Consider the following 15,230-nt stretch of genomic DNA (forward strand, 5'->3'; position numbering starts at 1 on the left):
TTTCATTTTATTCTATTGTATCTAGAAAACTATTTTACTAAATTGCTAACGTTTTGTAAAGTTAATTCAAAATGCTTTCCCCTAAAATGCCCTAATTCATAAGTAGGGCATTTTTTTATGCCTTTACAGCACTAATTTCAAAAAGCATCGGATATAATCCACCTTCTAAATAATACAACCCATCATCCCTCAATTTCATATTAGGAAACACATCGTAAGGGCTACCATCATGCTCTGCCAGTAAGTTTACAGAGAGACCAGCATCAATAAGCGACTGTACGACTTCACTAAGACTGTGGTTCCAACCATACTCTTTACTAACCATTTTAGATTTATTATTTGCATAGGTGCCTTCATACTCATCATATATAGCTTCTTCTCTAGCATAGTGGTATTTCATAACTGGTGGTGTCACATTATAATCATACATCCATGCGATAGGATGAAAATCAACAATATAAAAAACACCGTTATCATTTAATCGCTCACTGATCATCTGTGCCCATGGCTTTAAATCTGGCAACCAGCCTATCGTACCATAACTAGTAAAAATGATATCAAACTTTTCTTTAATATAATCTGAGGTTTCAAGCACATTGCAGCACACAAATTGTGCAGGTATATCTAGCTCTTTACTTAATTTACGAGCTAGTTTTATAGCCACATCACTTATATCTACTCCAGTTACCACAGCACCTTTATGTGCCCAACTTAAGGAGTCCTGACCAAAATGACATTGTAAATGCAGTAACTTTTTGTCTTTTACATTGCCTAGTGCGTTTAACTCGTAGGAGTTAAGTGAATTTTTCGCTTTCGCGAAAGCGTCCTTATCATAGAACTCACTTTCAAAATGTATAGCTGTTTTTTGATTCCAAGTGTTCTTATTTATTTCAAATGCTTCCCGTAAATCCATATCGCAATTTAGCAAAGTTTAAACATTTGAAAATGACGCTCATGAATAATTTGTTTTAACTTTGAGGTAAAATATTAAACAAATGAAGCATATTGATGCCATTGCTATAAAATCTATGGACCGTTTTTATCGCGGCAACCTTATTAATAGTGTTACCGGATTTAAGAGCGCAAACTTACTTGCCACTCGTTCCATAGATGAAATAGACAACGTAGCCATGTTTAGTAGTGTCACCCATTTAGGAAGTAATCCAGCCATGTTTAGTTTTGTACAACGACCACTAGGACATGGAGTCGGGCATACCTATGAGAACTTAAAAGCTACTGGTAAAATCACATTAAACCATGTGAATATGAACTTAGTAGATAGAGCACATCAATCAAGCGCAAAATATGCTGAACATATTTCAGAATTTGATGAGTTAGATATAGAATTACTTCGTCGTGATAATTTCAAAGCACCATTTGTAAATGAAGCGACCATACAAGTCGCGGCAGAATATGTAAACGAATATCCAATTAAGGAGAATAACTGTATTCTAGTCATTTGTAAAATTACTGACATTTTTATAAAACCAGATATTTTACACAAAGACGGATGGGTAGACATAAGTAAAGCAGGTAGCGTTGCTATAAACGGTTTAGACGGTTATGCCATCGCCAAAACAAAGAAGCGATTGTCTTATGCGCAAGTTGATAAAGAGTTAGAAGAACTTTCAATTGACAATGATGCGTAATCAACACAACTTACCTACTAAAATATGTCCGGTGTGTAATAGAGAATTTACCTGGCGTAAGAAATGGGAAAAGAATTGGGAAACTGTAAAGTATTGTAGTAAAAAGTGTAGCGCAAATAAATAGCATTAATTGATATATGAATAATCTCGTCTGGTTTAGGAATGATTTAAGAGTAACGGATAATCATAGCCTTAAAAAAGCATGCGATAATGACGGTAAAGTAATAGGTGTATATTGTTTTGACCCTATTTTTTATCAGAATAGTAATTTTGGTCTTGATATCGATATAGAATTACCTTTCGGTAAAACGGGAAAATTTAGAGCACAATTTATTATAGAAGCTATAGAAGATTTACGCAAACAATTAGATAAACACGGCATTCCTTTATTAGTCTATCATGATTCCCCAGTAAATGTATTTCCAGACATCATTAAGGAATACGACATCACAAATATCTATCTACAAAAAGAATGGACACGCGATGAAGTTGAGCAAGAAAAGCTATTGGGTAAAGCACTCAAGCTGCTAGAAGTAAAACCTAAAGGACATCGGACTTATGATCAGTTCATTTATCATCCAGATGACGTTCCCTACTCCAACTTTCAAGAAATCCCAACCGTTTTTACGCAATTCCGTAAAAAATGTGAGAAAGAATCTCACGTAAGAACACTAGTTGATATAAAAGATTATCAGCAAGAATTGCCCAGCATTGTGATGACTACTATTCCACAACTTGAAGATTTAGGCTTAGAAAGTTTTGAAAAGGACCATCGTAGCGCTTTCCCATGGAAAGGTGGCGCAACTGCAGCATGGGAAAGACTCAACCATTATTTCTGGGATACGGGCAAACTTCAATATTATAAAAAAACTAGAAACGGTTTAGTAGGTATAGACTACAGTAGCAAGTTAAGCACATGGTTGTCCATAGGATGCATAAGCGCTCGAGAAATCTATTGGGAAGTCCAACGATTTGAAAAAGAAGTGAAAAAAAATCAAGATACCTATTGGCTAATTTTTGAGCTTATATGGCGTGACTTCTTTAAATATGTTTCACTAAAAAATGGGAACGACATCTTCAAATTAGGTGGTATCCTACAAAAAGAATATGAGTGGAAAAGCAGTGAACGTGAATTATCAAAATGGATTAATGGTGAAACACATGAACGCTTTGTAAATGCAAACATGAAAGAACTAGCTACCACTGGATGGATGAGTAATCGTGGTAGACAGAACGTTGCCAGTTACTGGTCCATGCATAAAGAACAAGACTGGCGCATAGGCGCTGCATATTTTGAACATATTTTAATCGACTATGACGTGCATTCTAATTATGGCAACTGGATGTATAATAGCGGTGTAGGTAATGACCCTAGAAATAGAACCTTTAATATAGAATTACAAGCCAGTAGGTATGATAGTGATGGTACATATCAAAGAATGTGGTTACAAGAGGAATTGTTTTAAATCTCACTTATAATAGTTCAAATCCTTAGGTAAAAAACCATTACAGACCCAATCTGAAATTTTAAAAAATGAAAACATTAAGACTCATACTAGGCGATCAACTTAACCACAAGCACTCGTGGTTTGATGATGATCAAGAAAATATCATTTATTTCATGGCCGAAATGCGTCAAGAAACAGATTATGTCACACATCATATACAGAAGGTAGTTGCCTTTTTTATGGCGATGCGTGGTTTTAATGAATGGATTAATGATCGCGGCTGGAACAGTATTTACTACCATCTCGATGATGATAAGAATAACCAAGATCTAGTAGAGAACCTCAACCAAATCATCAAGGAACAAAAGATTGAAAAGTTTGAATACTTAGCTCCAGATGAATACAGACTTGATCAACAGCTCAAAGAATTTTGTAAATCACTAGAAATCGAATGGCAAGGTTATGATACCGAACATTTTTTTACTAAAAGAAAAGACGTTGAGAAATTTTTTGAAGGTAAAAAGCGTATGACAATGGAGTACTTCTATCGAGACATGCGCAAGAAGCATCAAATCATGGTTGATGAAGATCTAGAACCTGAAGGTGGGAAATGGAATTATGACCATAGCAATCGCAACCAGTGGAAAGGCGAAACTGATATACCACATGAGCGCGGTTTTAGAAAAGACGTTACTGCTATAGTAAAACTGCTCCATAAAGCAGATGTCAAAACCATGGGACGCATCGATGAACACAACTTTAACTGGCCTACCACGAGACAAGATGGACTTGATGTATTAAATTATTTCTGTGAGAATCTTTTAATAGAATTTGGTACTTATCAAGATGCGATGCACACTGATCAGCACTACTTATATCACTCTAGGTTAAGCTTTGCCATGAATTGCAAACTATTAAGCCCACGAGAAGTCATAGATGCTGTTTTGTCTCGCTTTCGCGAAAGCGGGAAACCAAAAATTGACATTTCACAAGTAGAAGGTTTTATAAGACAAATACTAGGATGGCGAGAGTATATGCGAGGAATATACTGGAAGGAAATGCCTAGCTATCAAAGTCAAAACCAACTAGAAAATCATAATAAGCTACCAGATTTTTACTGGACTGGAGAGACTAAGATGAACTGTTTAAGTCACTCTATTAATAACTCACTAGATAATGCATATGCTCATCATATTCAACGATTAATGGTCACCGGCAACTATACGTTACTCACCATGACTGAGCCTAGTTATGTAGACGAATGGTATCTAGGTGTCTATATAGACGCTATAGAATGGGTAGAAATTACTAATACACGCGGCATGTCTCAATGGGCCGATGGCGGAATAGTCGCTACTAAACCTTATGTTTCTAGTGGTAGTTATATTAATAAAATGAGCAACTACTGTAAAGGATGTCATTACAAAGTATCTAAGAAGAATGCTGAGGATAATGCCTGTCCATTCAATTCTTTGTACTGGAATTTCCTAGATGAAAAAAAGGAATACTTTAAAGGAAATCACCGCATGGCCATGATGATGAATTTGTTGAAAAAAATGGATACTGAGAAATTAGAAGCGCATAAATCAAGAGCAAATAACGTTATTAAAAATCCTTACAATTATTAACATAATTTAATGTGAATTCTGATTATATTAATAAATTCATAGAAGATTAGTTATAAATTAGTCTTGTAACCAATTAAACATTTAAATTATGAGAAGTATTTTATGGCTTGTAGCAGTAATTTGTATAATCATTTGGGTTTTAGGATTAGCCGGCATAGGTGGTGGAATGGGAATGGGTAACCTTATTCACGTTTTACTAGTAATCGCGGTAATCGTAATTCTTTACAATATTATATCAGGTAAGAAACCACTATAATTAATCACTAACTAAAAAAAACAGAATCATGATTAAAAAATCAATCGTATTAGTAGCAGTTGCTTTATTTACCATATCAATATCTAGTTGTCGTGAAGAAAGCACTGGAGATAAAGTTGAAGACGCAGTTGAAAGCGTTGCAGATGACGTAGAAGATGCAGTAGACTAGTTGTACTGTATATCATAAACAAAAAGCCATTCTTTACAGAATGGCTTTTTTCTTAAGGCTATATTCAAAGGTTCTTATTGAACAACTAAATCAAATTCAACTTGCACATCAGTTTCCCCACCGGCATTTAATAATGTACCATCGTTAGGCTTTAAAGGCTCGTGTCTTAAGACGATTGTTAAAGTTCCTGTGCCAGCTGCTCCGGTTGTGAAAGTAGTATCTAATCCTAGTGAATTACCATTTGCATCTGTGTCAACTTTTGCGACAGTAAGATCTGTTATAGAATCGATGTAAAAAACTTCGTGTTCATCAGCTTCTTCTGCTACTTCCACAGTAATATCTTCTGCAGGTGATTCTAATTCATTTAAGAATTTTATACTTCCGTCATAAACAGTGCTAGCCATTAAAGTTCCTGTTACTGTTTCTACTGGAGCTAATGGTCCTTCACCATCTGCGTCTACAGATGTAAATACCACTACGTTAGTAGCATCTGTAGTACTAGTTAATGTGTATTCTACAGTGGTTATCACTTCTTCTTCATTTTCAGCGCTAATATCATCGTCGTTATCACATGATGTAAATACTGCTGTTGCTGCTAGTAATCCTAGCACTTTAATTGCATTTGATCTCATTGTACTTGGGTTGATTGTGTTAATTGTTTTCATTGTTTACTTAATTTACTTGTTTAATTAATTGTTATTATGGTTTATTATTAAATATTATAGATGAATTGAAGCTGAATATCACGACCTATATCATCGGCATAAAATCGTTGTCTATTGAGATAGTTGCGATAATTAGTATTAAATATGTTAAACACACTTAACTTTAATAAGGACCTTTTAACCTTGGGATTTTTCTTTGAGAAAAAACTATAACTCACGCCTGCATTCCATAAACTATAGGCTGATGGTGGTTGAGAAATGTTAACTTCACGCATTTCAAAACCACCTGTTTCTAACGGAACATTCACCTCATAATCATTATCTGGAAAACGTGTTTGTTCAAGAGTGGTTTGATTAGTCAAATGAAAGTCTAATCCAATATTTATAGCATTAAACCAAGTTATTGTGTTACTAAACTGCGCTGGCGGCATATCTATAAGTGCCTCATTTGCATCCACATCTGTCCCATGTATATATGAAAATTGCGAGTTAAAATTTAAAAGCCTTTGTTGATTACTGTTTAGTCCACCTTCTTCGGTCACATCAGCTTCTTTTTTAGCAAACACATCGTAGCTAGCACTTACATCTATTCCTAATAAACGTGCATCCAACTGTTCATACTGATAAACTGGAAATGCTCCTCGTGTTGTTGTCTCAATAGATGTAGGTACTAATTGAATAAAATCATTTACTAAGTTCAAGTAAGGATTTAGTTCTAGATCTAGATTTTTGTGATTGAAATGAAATGTAGTATTAAGTTTATAAGACTGTTCTTTCGCCAAGTCCAATCTTCCTAGTTCAATCGTTGCTAGCGCATGATGCAATCCATCACTAAATAACTCACTAGGATTAGGCGCACGATTTGCCGAACTTAAATTAACCGCGATATCATAATGGTCATTAAAGAAATATTTAGTCCCAACTGTAAATGCATACAGACCGTAGTCTAAAATAGGATTTGTAAGCAGCTGATTTCCTTCTGTCCTTCTTTCAAATTGTGGAAATTGCTCATCATAGCCCAAACTTTCCCAGCGAGTTTGAAAATAAAATTTATCAGCATCAATTTTATAGGAATCGAGTCTCAAACCAGCATCAATAATCCAATTATCCTTAAGTTGATGATTAATACTAATGTAAGCTCCAACTTTAGTAGCATCATAATCTGGAATTAAGCGTCGCACACCAGTATTAGCATCTGGAGTATTAACTTGATACATACCATCAAGACCTACATTAATAGTGGTAGTTTTATTTGAGTCAAACAACATGTTTATTGCGGCGATATGTGTCATCAAATCCATATCTAGCGATGCTCTACCAGCATTACTTCCTCGCCGTATATCATATTCCTTTCGGTTATTGAACTGCAAAGAATAATCTGCTTCTAGCTTTCCTAAACCTGCAAACCTTTTAAAAGAACTAAGTCTTAAACTGTGATGTGCTACCTCTTGTCTAGGCACATCTATATCATAGGTAAAATCATTAATAACTGTAGGTACACCAGAGTTTATACTGCGCACTAAATCGGCAGCATTACCTATATGTGAAGCTCTTAAAATTCCTAAAGACGATTCGTAATAAGAATATTTTAAATCTGCTCCATATTCAAATGTCTTAAATCCCAATCCCAAATTAAATGCTGCTGTCTCACTACCCGTATTACTTAGAACATAATCTGGCGCATCATAATCGCCTAACCGTTTATATGTCAAAGTAGCTTGTTGATACCAGCCAGATTTACGATAATTATTGATGGATCCTGTAATAGAGCCACCTCGTCCATTTGTTTGTAATTGACTAATGATAGATCCTGATAAGGTATCTTTTGAAATAATTCTTGCTGGTTCTATAACTATTGTTCCACCTATCGCATCACCACCATATCTTAAAGCACTTGCTCCTTTAATAACTTGTATACTATTTGCCGTATTAACGTCTATATTAGGCGCGTGCTCGATTCCCCATTCTTGATCTTGTTGACGGATTCCATCATGCACAATTGCCACTCTACTTCCGTAAAGACCATGCACCACAGGCTTAACGACACTATTACCTGTTTTTAATGAACTGACTCCAGCAACACTAGTTAGAGCATCGCCTAAAGTTGCTCCACTAAAGTTTTGCAATATCTCTTTCTTAATGCGTGTTGTTGCTTGTGTATTTGAGTGATCATCATGTACATCTGCAATAACTTGAATGGTCTGCAGGTCCTCGACATGATGTTCTAGCAATATTTCAATTTTTTGCGAGCCTGTCAGGTCAACTGTAATTTTCTTAGGCTCACAATCGATATGAGCTATTGATAAATTATAAGTACCAGTACATAATCCCTTTAAAATGAAATAGCCATTTACATCAGTACTTACTGTTTTTTGTAAGCTCTCAACATAAATAGTAGCTAGTTCAAGAGAACTATTGTCGTGATAATCTTTAACGGTACCTTCTAATATATAGGTACAGTCTTGTGCTGTTGCCCATGATGCTGAAATAAGCATCACAAACAACCACAATGTTTGTAATTTCATTGTAATAATTTAACTGTTAATCGTAAGAGTAATAATAAGATTAAACAGCTGGCGGTGGCCTAATGGAAAGATGTGAAGGTGTGTAAGACGCTTTCGCGAAAGCGAAATAAACATCTATTTTTCTTTGAACAACAGGTATTTGAGTAACTGTAGAAACAGTCGTTGTTGTTGCTAATTGAAATGATTCTGATTGAAAATCATGAGAAATCATACAAATATCGCAATTGTGCGATGCATCATCGTGCTGCAATTCATGCAATACCGATAGCTGAACCATTACAAAAATGGTTAGCAAAAGACGCGATATGAATAATCTAGATTTCATCAACTCCAAATATAGACTACTAATTCTTAATTAATTCTAAATAAAGGCATAAAAAAAGCTGCTATTGAAATAGCAGCTTTTAAATAATATTGGTGTTTCCCAATTAACTATTCATTATAAAAGTCGACAGAACTTGCAGAAGTCAACATATTATTTACACTAGGTGTCGCATCACCAGATGCTGTTACTGGAAAACCTAAGATTCTACCGCCACCGTTAGCAATCTCTGCGATATAAACCACATTTGCATCTGTATCATATGTTACATCTACTGGATTACCTAATAAAGTATTAGATCCTGCAATTCTAGTTTGAGAAGCTACTGCTAGTGTACCACCATTAGTAACACCAGAAATTTGTGAACTTGCATTTTGTATAAGATGATAACCACCATCTGAGTCACTTCCTGCATCACCTATATCAGTCATGATTAATAAATCATCTGACGCATCGTAAGCGATACCATGTGTTCTAACTATTCCTTCTATTGTAATTCTTTTAGATGCTGCAAGCGCTCCATCTGTAGAGTTGCTAAGAAAATTATTAAATACAGCAAGATCACCTGTGGTATCTACTACTACATAAAGATCATTACCTACAAATTCAACACCCCAAACTGGAAATGAAATATCAAAGGTATTTGCTAATGATAAACCACTAGAAGTTCTGTTGTATACAAATAGCTGATTGTTTCCATTATCTGCTACTACTACTGAATTTCCATTTACCGCTAGAGCTCTAGGACTTGTGAAATCGATTGATCCATTCACACCTACAATTGCAGATGTAGTCCCTATAAGTTGAGCCTCAATATTAGAATATGCATTTAAATTAAAAGAACTTCTGGAAGCTACATAAAGCTCGTCTTGAGATGCACTGTATTGTATACCTTCATTTGAAGTAGATGCAGTTGTCAGTGTACTTGTAGTAGGGCTTGCACCACTAGCAAAATCATAAACGGTAATATCTCCGTTTGCTGTACTTGTTGCATAAAGTTCAGCTCTTTTTGTGTTGTTGCCTCCATTATCATCATCATTTGAACATGAGAAAATGGTTAAACTTAATACTGCGATGGCAATAATTTGCTTTTTCATAGTTGTACTATTTATTGTTAGTTATAATATGTACGCTAGAACAGTTCTTATGGTTTTATCTAATTGTCGGTTTTAGATAGGTTTTAACACTTTAAACGAATTTACTGCATTCATAGCCCAAGTAAAATTCAAAAATTAACAGTGTTTAAGAAAACATTTAGAACCTGAGGAAGGTGATTTTATAAGAAGAAATTCCAAACGACACCAAAACGAACAGTAAAATCTCGATATGGTGTACGTGGTGCACTGAAGTAATCGTCACCACTAGCAAATAGCTGATTAAGATGTTCAAGTTTAAAAAAGATTCGAGTCTGTCTTACCTTAGCATTTACAAAAACATCTACCATAGGAAATGCTCCCAATTCTTGGTCTGTCTGTACAGTAAATTCACCTAATACAGGATCATAAGAGTCCATATAATAGCTGCTAAAGTATTTCAACGTAATACCTGTTTGTAATAGAAGAGCATTTTTAAAAAGACGATCTTTATAATACAGCGAGTTTCTAGTTGTAAATTCTGGAACATTAATAATATCTGATCCTTGTGAAACACTTTGAAACATGACGGTGTTATCAATTCCAAAATGCCTGAAAAACCTAATATCCTTATGTGCTTTTATTTTTAAATAAGTAATATCATCTAAAGCCTGAACTGGACTAGCATTATAACCAGTCACCTCATTATCTGTATCAAGCACTTGATTTTCTTCAAAATACACATAGTCTTGTAAAGTAGTGAAGCTTATATCTAAATCAAGATATTTTTCTGACTGAACATTAAATGATAGTTGTTGTTTTTCAATATTACTAAAACTATTTTGCCAGTTATAATTGACATAGTCACTCTGAAATAATTGATAATTAAAATCTGGCGCTCTAGAACTAATTGCTATTCCTGCATTGACCTCAACATCTTTAAATTTATAACTAGCACTTCCATTGAGGTACTGACCATCCAGATCACCTGCAACATTAATTCCAGTAGCCACATTTATATCAAATTTACCAATACGCTTTTCAAAGGCGCCTTTAAACTGATACAGTTCACCTTTCAGTCGGTTTGTAATAAAGTTACCAGAGCCTAAATCTAATGTTCTATTGTAACCATAATTATACTCTTGCCTAACAATACCAGCTTTAAAATAACCTAGTATATAATGATCATAAGTTATTCCTGCTTCAATAGCGCCTTGCTCCAGATCAGTCTGATCTCCTAAACTGCTACTCACATAAGAATCACCTAAAAAGCTATTACTAGCGGTGCTCTTTTCAAAACGATAAAGTTTATCTTCATAAAACGCAGTATTATAAATGCGTGCACTATAGTATGATGTAGAGTCTTTATCTCCTATAATCTCATAATCATGATTGAGGTAATAACGTTTTCCTTCTAAAAAACTAGTAGCGTCTGTTAAATTAGGTTCTAACCTACCGCGATCTTGTAAATCTTCATTACCTGTCACAAAACCTTCTAATGATTCGGGATCTAGACCACCGTTTTCTTGATTTGAGTTATCTTGAAAAACAGTATGCAGCCTTAATCTATAACGTTGATTTTTTGACACATAATTTGTAGTAAACTTAAAGTTACCTGTGCTAGTCAATGTATTTACATAATTACCTGCACTTCTTAAACCCTTATATGATAGCGAGAAGTTCAATCCTGGCGACACATTTGTTGTAAAAAGGGCATCTAGTTGTTGACCTTGATTTACAACGGTTTTGAAGTATAATTCAGTTAACGGTGTCGGGACGTGGTAATCTAAAACATCGTCAATCTCGATATAATTAAAATGTCTTGCCCGTGCACCCATACGTGGTGACAGTAAATCAAAATCAAAGTTTCTTCCTAAACTATTATAAGGTCTACCAATGTTATGAAAAGGCATTAATTCAAAATCATCACGACGCAAGTAATTATATTTATAATCCTTGGCCATAGTAAGAGTTGTGTCTACAAAGGTCGTATCCCGATCTTGCGATATGATTAAATAATCCGTAATGGGCGGTTTTTCACCTTCAACCGTTAAATCTTTTTCATTACCGAATTGTGGGCGATTGTTACCGAGACCACTTGTTGTAGTTTGGGTAGGCAGTTGAGCCCAAGCCCAAAGCGGTAGTAGTAAAAAGAGTAAAATATTCTTATTCATGTGCATAGCTGCTCAAGGCATCAAAAGTAAACATTATAACGCTTTTAAAGTGGTGGTATTATGAAAAACGATTAACCCGTGTAATTGTATCAATCTGTTAAAGCTTAAAATTAACAGTACTTCATATTCATAGAATTTGTCACTAAACATATGATGCGGTTTTAAAGCACCATCATAACAGTACTCCTAAAAAGATTATAACTATAATTCATATTTTAGCATATGCTTTTAAATCAAATACATCCTAACATTGTTGAATGCGGTACTGACGAGGCTGGACGAGGCTGTCTTTGTGGACCTGTAACTGCTGCCGCTGTAATATTACCGCCAGATTTTAAAAGTGATTTATTGAATGACAGTAAGAAGCTTTCGCGAAAGCGTAGATATCAACTACGCGGTCTAATCGAAGAGCATGCTATCGCTTATCATGTATCCCATGTTATGATGGAAACTATTGATAAAATCAATATTCTTAATGCTAGTATTCTAGCCATGCATCAAGCCATTGACGGTTTACAAACAAGACCAGAACATATTGCTGTGGATGGAAACCGATTTAAACCATATGCTGATATTGATGCCACTACAGTAATTAAAGGAGATGGTAAATATTTACATATTGCTGCAGCATCTATACTTGCTAAAACATATCGTGATGATTATATGGAAAAGATTTCTAAAGAATTTCCCGAATATGGTTGGAATCAAAATCAAGGATATCCTACTAAAAAACATCGAGAAGCAATTAGAGAATTTGGAACTACTCCTTACCATAGAATGACCTTTAAACTTTTACCTGAAGAATTAAAATCTACATTATAACTTATTGCAAACTGTGATGTTATCGTAAATTATCTTTCTATTTTTGTGCAAATACTTAAACTATGCGTGGCCTTATTGCCGTCCTTTTTATCAGTCTTTTTTTAATAGGTTGTAATGATAATGTGACCGTTAATCAACAGATTTTAAATCGCATCCCTACAGATTCAAAAATAATTATTGCTACTAATGATGTAAAGAACCTTAACGATGTTCTTTCCTCTAGCGCATTAATGGAAGAGGTTAAAGAATTGGAACGCATTCAGGAATTAAAAACAGCGAGCGCTTTTTTACTTGATTATGATTTAAAAGGGGAAAGTATCATCGCAATTAGTCCAGAAGGCAAGGACGATATTGCCATTACATTAATTACAGACATTTTAGAAAGCAAAATCATTAAAGCAGATAGCATGTCTGTTCATACCTATGACCAGATCACTTATGCCAAAGATACTACACATGAAATTCCTTATTATTATCTTAATCATAATGGCTTTCATATTGCGAGTACCTCACGTTTAGTCATTGAAAGTTTAATACGTCGCAATGTAGAAGATTATATCTTTGATTCTCAATTTGCGTCTATTTATGATCGTACTTCAGGATCAGACTTGAGTATATATATCCATGGTTCTCAAAAGGACTGGTTACAGCATTTTTTATTGAAACAAAACTCTCGTACTTCTAAAGTTAGAGGCCACTGGTTTCAATTAGAACCACGTAAAACAGATCATGCATTTAATATTGATGGGATCTTCACTTATGCAGATTCTTCACAGCAGTTCCATGCTATTTTTAATGATTTGAAAGCACAACAAAATAGGGTTCCTGCCATCATTCCTAGTAATGTGGATCAAGCAGTAATTGTAACCTATAAAGATGCACATAAATTACACAGACAGGTCAATCATTACAATGGCACTACCTCAAAACTCAATAAAACCCTTCAGTTAATACTGGACAACAGTACTGAACTAGCACAAGTTGCTTTACCTAAAACAGACGCACTCGTATTTTCACTTAAACCATTTGAAGCCTTGTTCATGGATATGGACAGCGCCACCAGTGCAAAATTTGATTATCGCAATTTCACCATTTATGAATTAAGAGAACCTGTTAAAACTCAAGGTATGCAACCACTGCTGCCTGTCAATAACTATAAGTTCTTAACAGTAATAGAAGACTACTTAATTCTATCGACCACAGCTACTGCACCAGAAGAATTTATCGTCAGTTACCAAAATAAATCTGCACTATCTCAGCAAGCTTGGTGGGAAGATTTGTCTAACAACATAAGCGATTCTAGCACGCTCATGTATTTTACGAGCTTAAATATTATACAAGAGTCTGTAACAGATAAAGGTGATTCTAAAATTATCAATAAAATATCAAGTAAAGATTTCCCTTTCATGGTCAGTCAGTACGTTCATGAAAAGGGCTATGCACATTACCACACCAGCATACCTCAAATAGATGCTAGCATACAGAATACAGGAATCGTTCAAACTGGTTCTTATAAATCACCACGCAAGATTATTGCAGGTCCATTTTTATTTCCCAATCACCTCACAGGAAAACATGATGTCGCTTTCCAAGATGAAGATTTTAAATTACATCTATTAACAGATACCGGTAAAAAACACTGGAGTAAGCAGTTAGACGCCATCATAATAGGTAAAATAAATGCTGTCGACGGTTATAAAAATGGTCGTAAACAACTTGCTTTTTCTACCAGTAAATCCGTTTACTATCTAGACCGCAATGGTAAAGATGTCAATAAATATCCTATTCAAATTAAAGGTGGCATCACCCAACCACTCAGCGTATTTGACTATGATAATAATCGCAATTATCGTTTTCTAGTGACACACGGTAAAACACTTACCATGTATGATATTAATGGTAACGTAGTAAAAGGATTTAAGTATAAGAAGCAAGATGAAATCATAAGCCAGCCACAGCATTATAGAGTAGGAAGTCGTGATTACATCGCTTTCGCGAAAGCTGACAACACCATCTCACTACTCAACAGAACAGGTAAGGTAAGAACTAAGGTTAAAGAAAAAGTATCATTAACTGGAACGATGAGTTTTCAAAAAAACCTTATAAAGATGCTAGATGGTAATCAACTGATTTATCTAAATCCAGTTACTGGTAAAATTACAAATTCTGGTAAAACAGTTTCTGCAACCGAGTATTATATCGCTCTAGATGGTATTGAAATCATTCAAAACAATAATAAGTTATTAATTAATGGCAAGTCGACAGAGCTACCTTACGGCACATACAACAATGTAAAAGTTGATAAGCTGTTAAGAGAAGAGTATATACACCTAATAGATTCTGGTGAAAATCAAGTTTACTTACTTGATAAAAAGGGTGCAATTTTGAACTCATTTCCAGTATATGGTAAAGAAAATACTGCTATTGCAAGATCTAAGAGTAATTTCCTAACGACTCTAGATGGTGATGACATTATTATTTATAAGTGGTAAATTGTGA

Annotated in this window: 14 protein-coding genes; 8 read left to right on the forward strand and 6 right to left on the reverse strand. The window is 34.7% G+C overall.

All coding sequences use genetic code 11. The features are described 5' to 3' along the window. Positions 1-115: 115 nt before the first annotated feature. On the reverse strand, positions 116-913 hold the full coding sequence (locus IL45_RS06080) for a class I SAM-dependent methyltransferase (RefSeq protein ID WP_036581526.1): 798 nt from the start codon (positions 911-913) through the stop codon (positions 116-118). 82 nt (positions 914-995) lie between these two features. On the opposite strand from IL45_RS06080, the gene IL45_RS06085 reads away from it, so the two are divergent. The 6 genes from IL45_RS06085 (at position 996) to IL45_RS15255 (ending at position 5,150) form a co-directional block, all read left to right on the forward strand. Further along, positions 996-1,649, forward strand: coding sequence for a flavin reductase family protein (locus IL45_RS06085; protein WP_036581529.1), 654 nt, complete (start codon positions 996-998; stop codon positions 1,647-1,649). Beyond that, positions 1,642-1,773 carry a DUF2256 domain-containing protein gene (locus IL45_RS14915; RefSeq protein WP_081866560.1) on the forward strand — a complete coding sequence of 44 codons (132 nt, stop codon included), beginning with the start codon at positions 1,642-1,644 and terminating at the stop codon, positions 1,771-1,773. The genes IL45_RS06085 and IL45_RS14915 overlap by 8 nt, the downstream gene beginning before the upstream one ends. Positions 1,774-1,786: 13 nt before the next feature. Further along, a complete protein-coding gene (locus IL45_RS06090; protein WP_036581532.1) occupies positions 1,787-3,115 on the forward strand; it encodes a DASH family cryptochrome in 1,329 nt (442 codons plus the stop codon). A 68-nt stretch (positions 3,116-3,183) separates the two neighbouring features. After that, a complete protein-coding gene (locus tag IL45_RS06095) occupies positions 3,184-4,725 on the forward strand; it encodes a cryptochrome/photolyase family protein (RefSeq protein WP_036581534.1) in 1,542 nt (513 codons plus the stop codon). 88 nt (positions 4,726-4,813) lie between these two features. Next, positions 4,814-4,981, forward strand: coding sequence for a lmo0937 family membrane protein (locus IL45_RS14995; protein WP_036581536.1), 168 nt, complete (start codon positions 4,814-4,816; stop codon positions 4,979-4,981). A 28-nt stretch (positions 4,982-5,009) separates the two neighbouring features. After that, entirely contained in the window at positions 5,010-5,150 is a 141-nt protein-coding gene (locus IL45_RS15255; RefSeq protein WP_170062957.1) for a hypothetical protein, read from the forward strand. A 74-nt stretch (positions 5,151-5,224) separates the two neighbouring features. Here the strand turns inward: IL45_RS15255 and IL45_RS06105 are convergent, their stop codons facing one another. From IL45_RS06105 to IL45_RS06125, 5 genes are all read right to left on the reverse strand, one after another. Next, positions 5,225-5,782 carry a hypothetical protein gene (locus tag IL45_RS06105; RefSeq protein ID WP_036582103.1) on the reverse strand — a complete coding sequence of 186 codons (558 nt, stop codon included), beginning with the start codon at positions 5,780-5,782 and terminating at the stop codon, positions 5,225-5,227. Between the two features lie 80 nt (positions 5,783-5,862). After that, positions 5,863-8,340, reverse strand: coding sequence for a TonB-dependent receptor (locus tag IL45_RS06110; protein ID WP_036581539.1), 2,478 nt, complete (start codon positions 8,338-8,340; stop codon positions 5,863-5,865). A gap of 40 nt (positions 8,341-8,380) precedes the next feature. Then, positions 8,381-8,617, reverse strand: a complete 237-nt coding sequence (locus IL45_RS06115; RefSeq protein ID WP_036581541.1) for a hypothetical protein — start codon at positions 8,615-8,617, stop codon at positions 8,381-8,383. Positions 8,618-8,772: 155 nt separating this feature from the next. After that, complete coding sequence (locus IL45_RS06120) at positions 8,773-9,759, reverse strand: NHL repeat-containing protein (protein ID WP_036581542.1); 987 nt, start codon at positions 9,757-9,759, stop codon at positions 8,773-8,775. Positions 9,760-9,938: 179 nt separating this feature from the next. After that, positions 9,939-11,909 carry a putative porin gene (locus tag IL45_RS06125; protein WP_235183324.1) on the reverse strand — a complete coding sequence of 657 codons (1,971 nt, stop codon included), beginning with the start codon at positions 11,907-11,909 and terminating at the stop codon, positions 9,939-9,941. A 222-nt stretch (positions 11,910-12,131) separates the two neighbouring features. Here IL45_RS06125 and IL45_RS06130 point away from each other — a divergent pair, with 222 nt between their 5' ends. Together IL45_RS06130 and IL45_RS06135 are read left to right on the forward strand one after the other, a co-directional pair. Next, positions 12,132-12,731, forward strand: a complete 600-nt coding sequence (locus IL45_RS06130) for a ribonuclease HII (protein ID WP_036581546.1) — start codon at positions 12,132-12,134, stop codon at positions 12,729-12,731. Between the two features lie 62 nt (positions 12,732-12,793). Next, positions 12,794-15,223 (forward strand): hypothetical protein, encoded by a 2,430-nt coding sequence (locus tag IL45_RS06135; RefSeq protein WP_036581547.1) that lies wholly within the window; start codon positions 12,794-12,796, stop codon positions 15,221-15,223. Positions 15,224-15,230 lie beyond the last annotated feature (7 nt).

It is taken from the genome of Nonlabens ulvanivorans (assembly GCF_000732625.1).
Taxonomy (GTDB): Bacteria; Bacteroidota; Bacteroidia; order Flavobacteriales; family Flavobacteriaceae; genus Nonlabens; species Nonlabens ulvanivorans.

Coding starts and splice junctions, on each gene's coding strand:
- IL45_RS06080 (WP_036581526.1), bottom strand. CDS start 913: ATGGATTTACGGGAAGCATTTGAAATAAATAAGAACACTTGGAATCAA.
- IL45_RS06085 (WP_036581529.1), top strand. CDS start 996: ATGAAGCATATTGATGCCATTGCTATAAAATCTATGGACCGTTTTTAT.
- IL45_RS14915 (WP_081866560.1), top strand. CDS start 1,642: ATGCGTAATCAACACAACTTACCTACTAAAATATGTCCGGTGTGTAAT.
- IL45_RS06090 (WP_036581532.1), top strand. CDS start 1,787: ATGAATAATCTCGTCTGGTTTAGGAATGATTTAAGAGTAACGGATAAT.
- IL45_RS06095 (WP_036581534.1), top strand. CDS start 3,184: ATGAAAACATTAAGACTCATACTAGGCGATCAACTTAACCACAAGCAC.
- IL45_RS14995 (WP_036581536.1), top strand. CDS start 4,814: ATGAGAAGTATTTTATGGCTTGTAGCAGTAATTTGTATAATCATTTGG.
- IL45_RS15255 (WP_170062957.1), top strand. CDS start 5,010: ATGATTAAAAAATCAATCGTATTAGTAGCAGTTGCTTTATTTACCATA.
- IL45_RS06105 (WP_036582103.1), bottom strand. CDS start 5,782: ATGAGATCAAATGCAATTAAAGTGCTAGGATTACTAGCAGCAACAGCA.
- IL45_RS06110 (WP_036581539.1), bottom strand. CDS start 8,340: ATGAAATTACAAACATTGTGGTTGTTTGTGATGCTTATTTCAGCATCA.
- IL45_RS06115 (WP_036581541.1), bottom strand. CDS start 8,617: ATGGTTCAGCTATCGGTATTGCATGAATTGCAGCACGATGATGCATCG.
- IL45_RS06120 (WP_036581542.1), bottom strand. CDS start 9,759: ATGAAAAAGCAAATTATTGCCATCGCAGTATTAAGTTTAACCATTTTC.
- IL45_RS06125 (WP_235183324.1), bottom strand. CDS start 11,909: ATGAATAAGAATATTTTACTCTTTTTACTACTACCGCTTTGGGCTTGG.
- IL45_RS06130 (WP_036581546.1), top strand. CDS start 12,132: ATGCTTTTAAATCAAATACATCCTAACATTGTTGAATGCGGTACTGAC.
- IL45_RS06135 (WP_036581547.1), top strand. CDS start 12,794: ATGCGTGGCCTTATTGCCGTCCTTTTTATCAGTCTTTTTTTAATAGGT.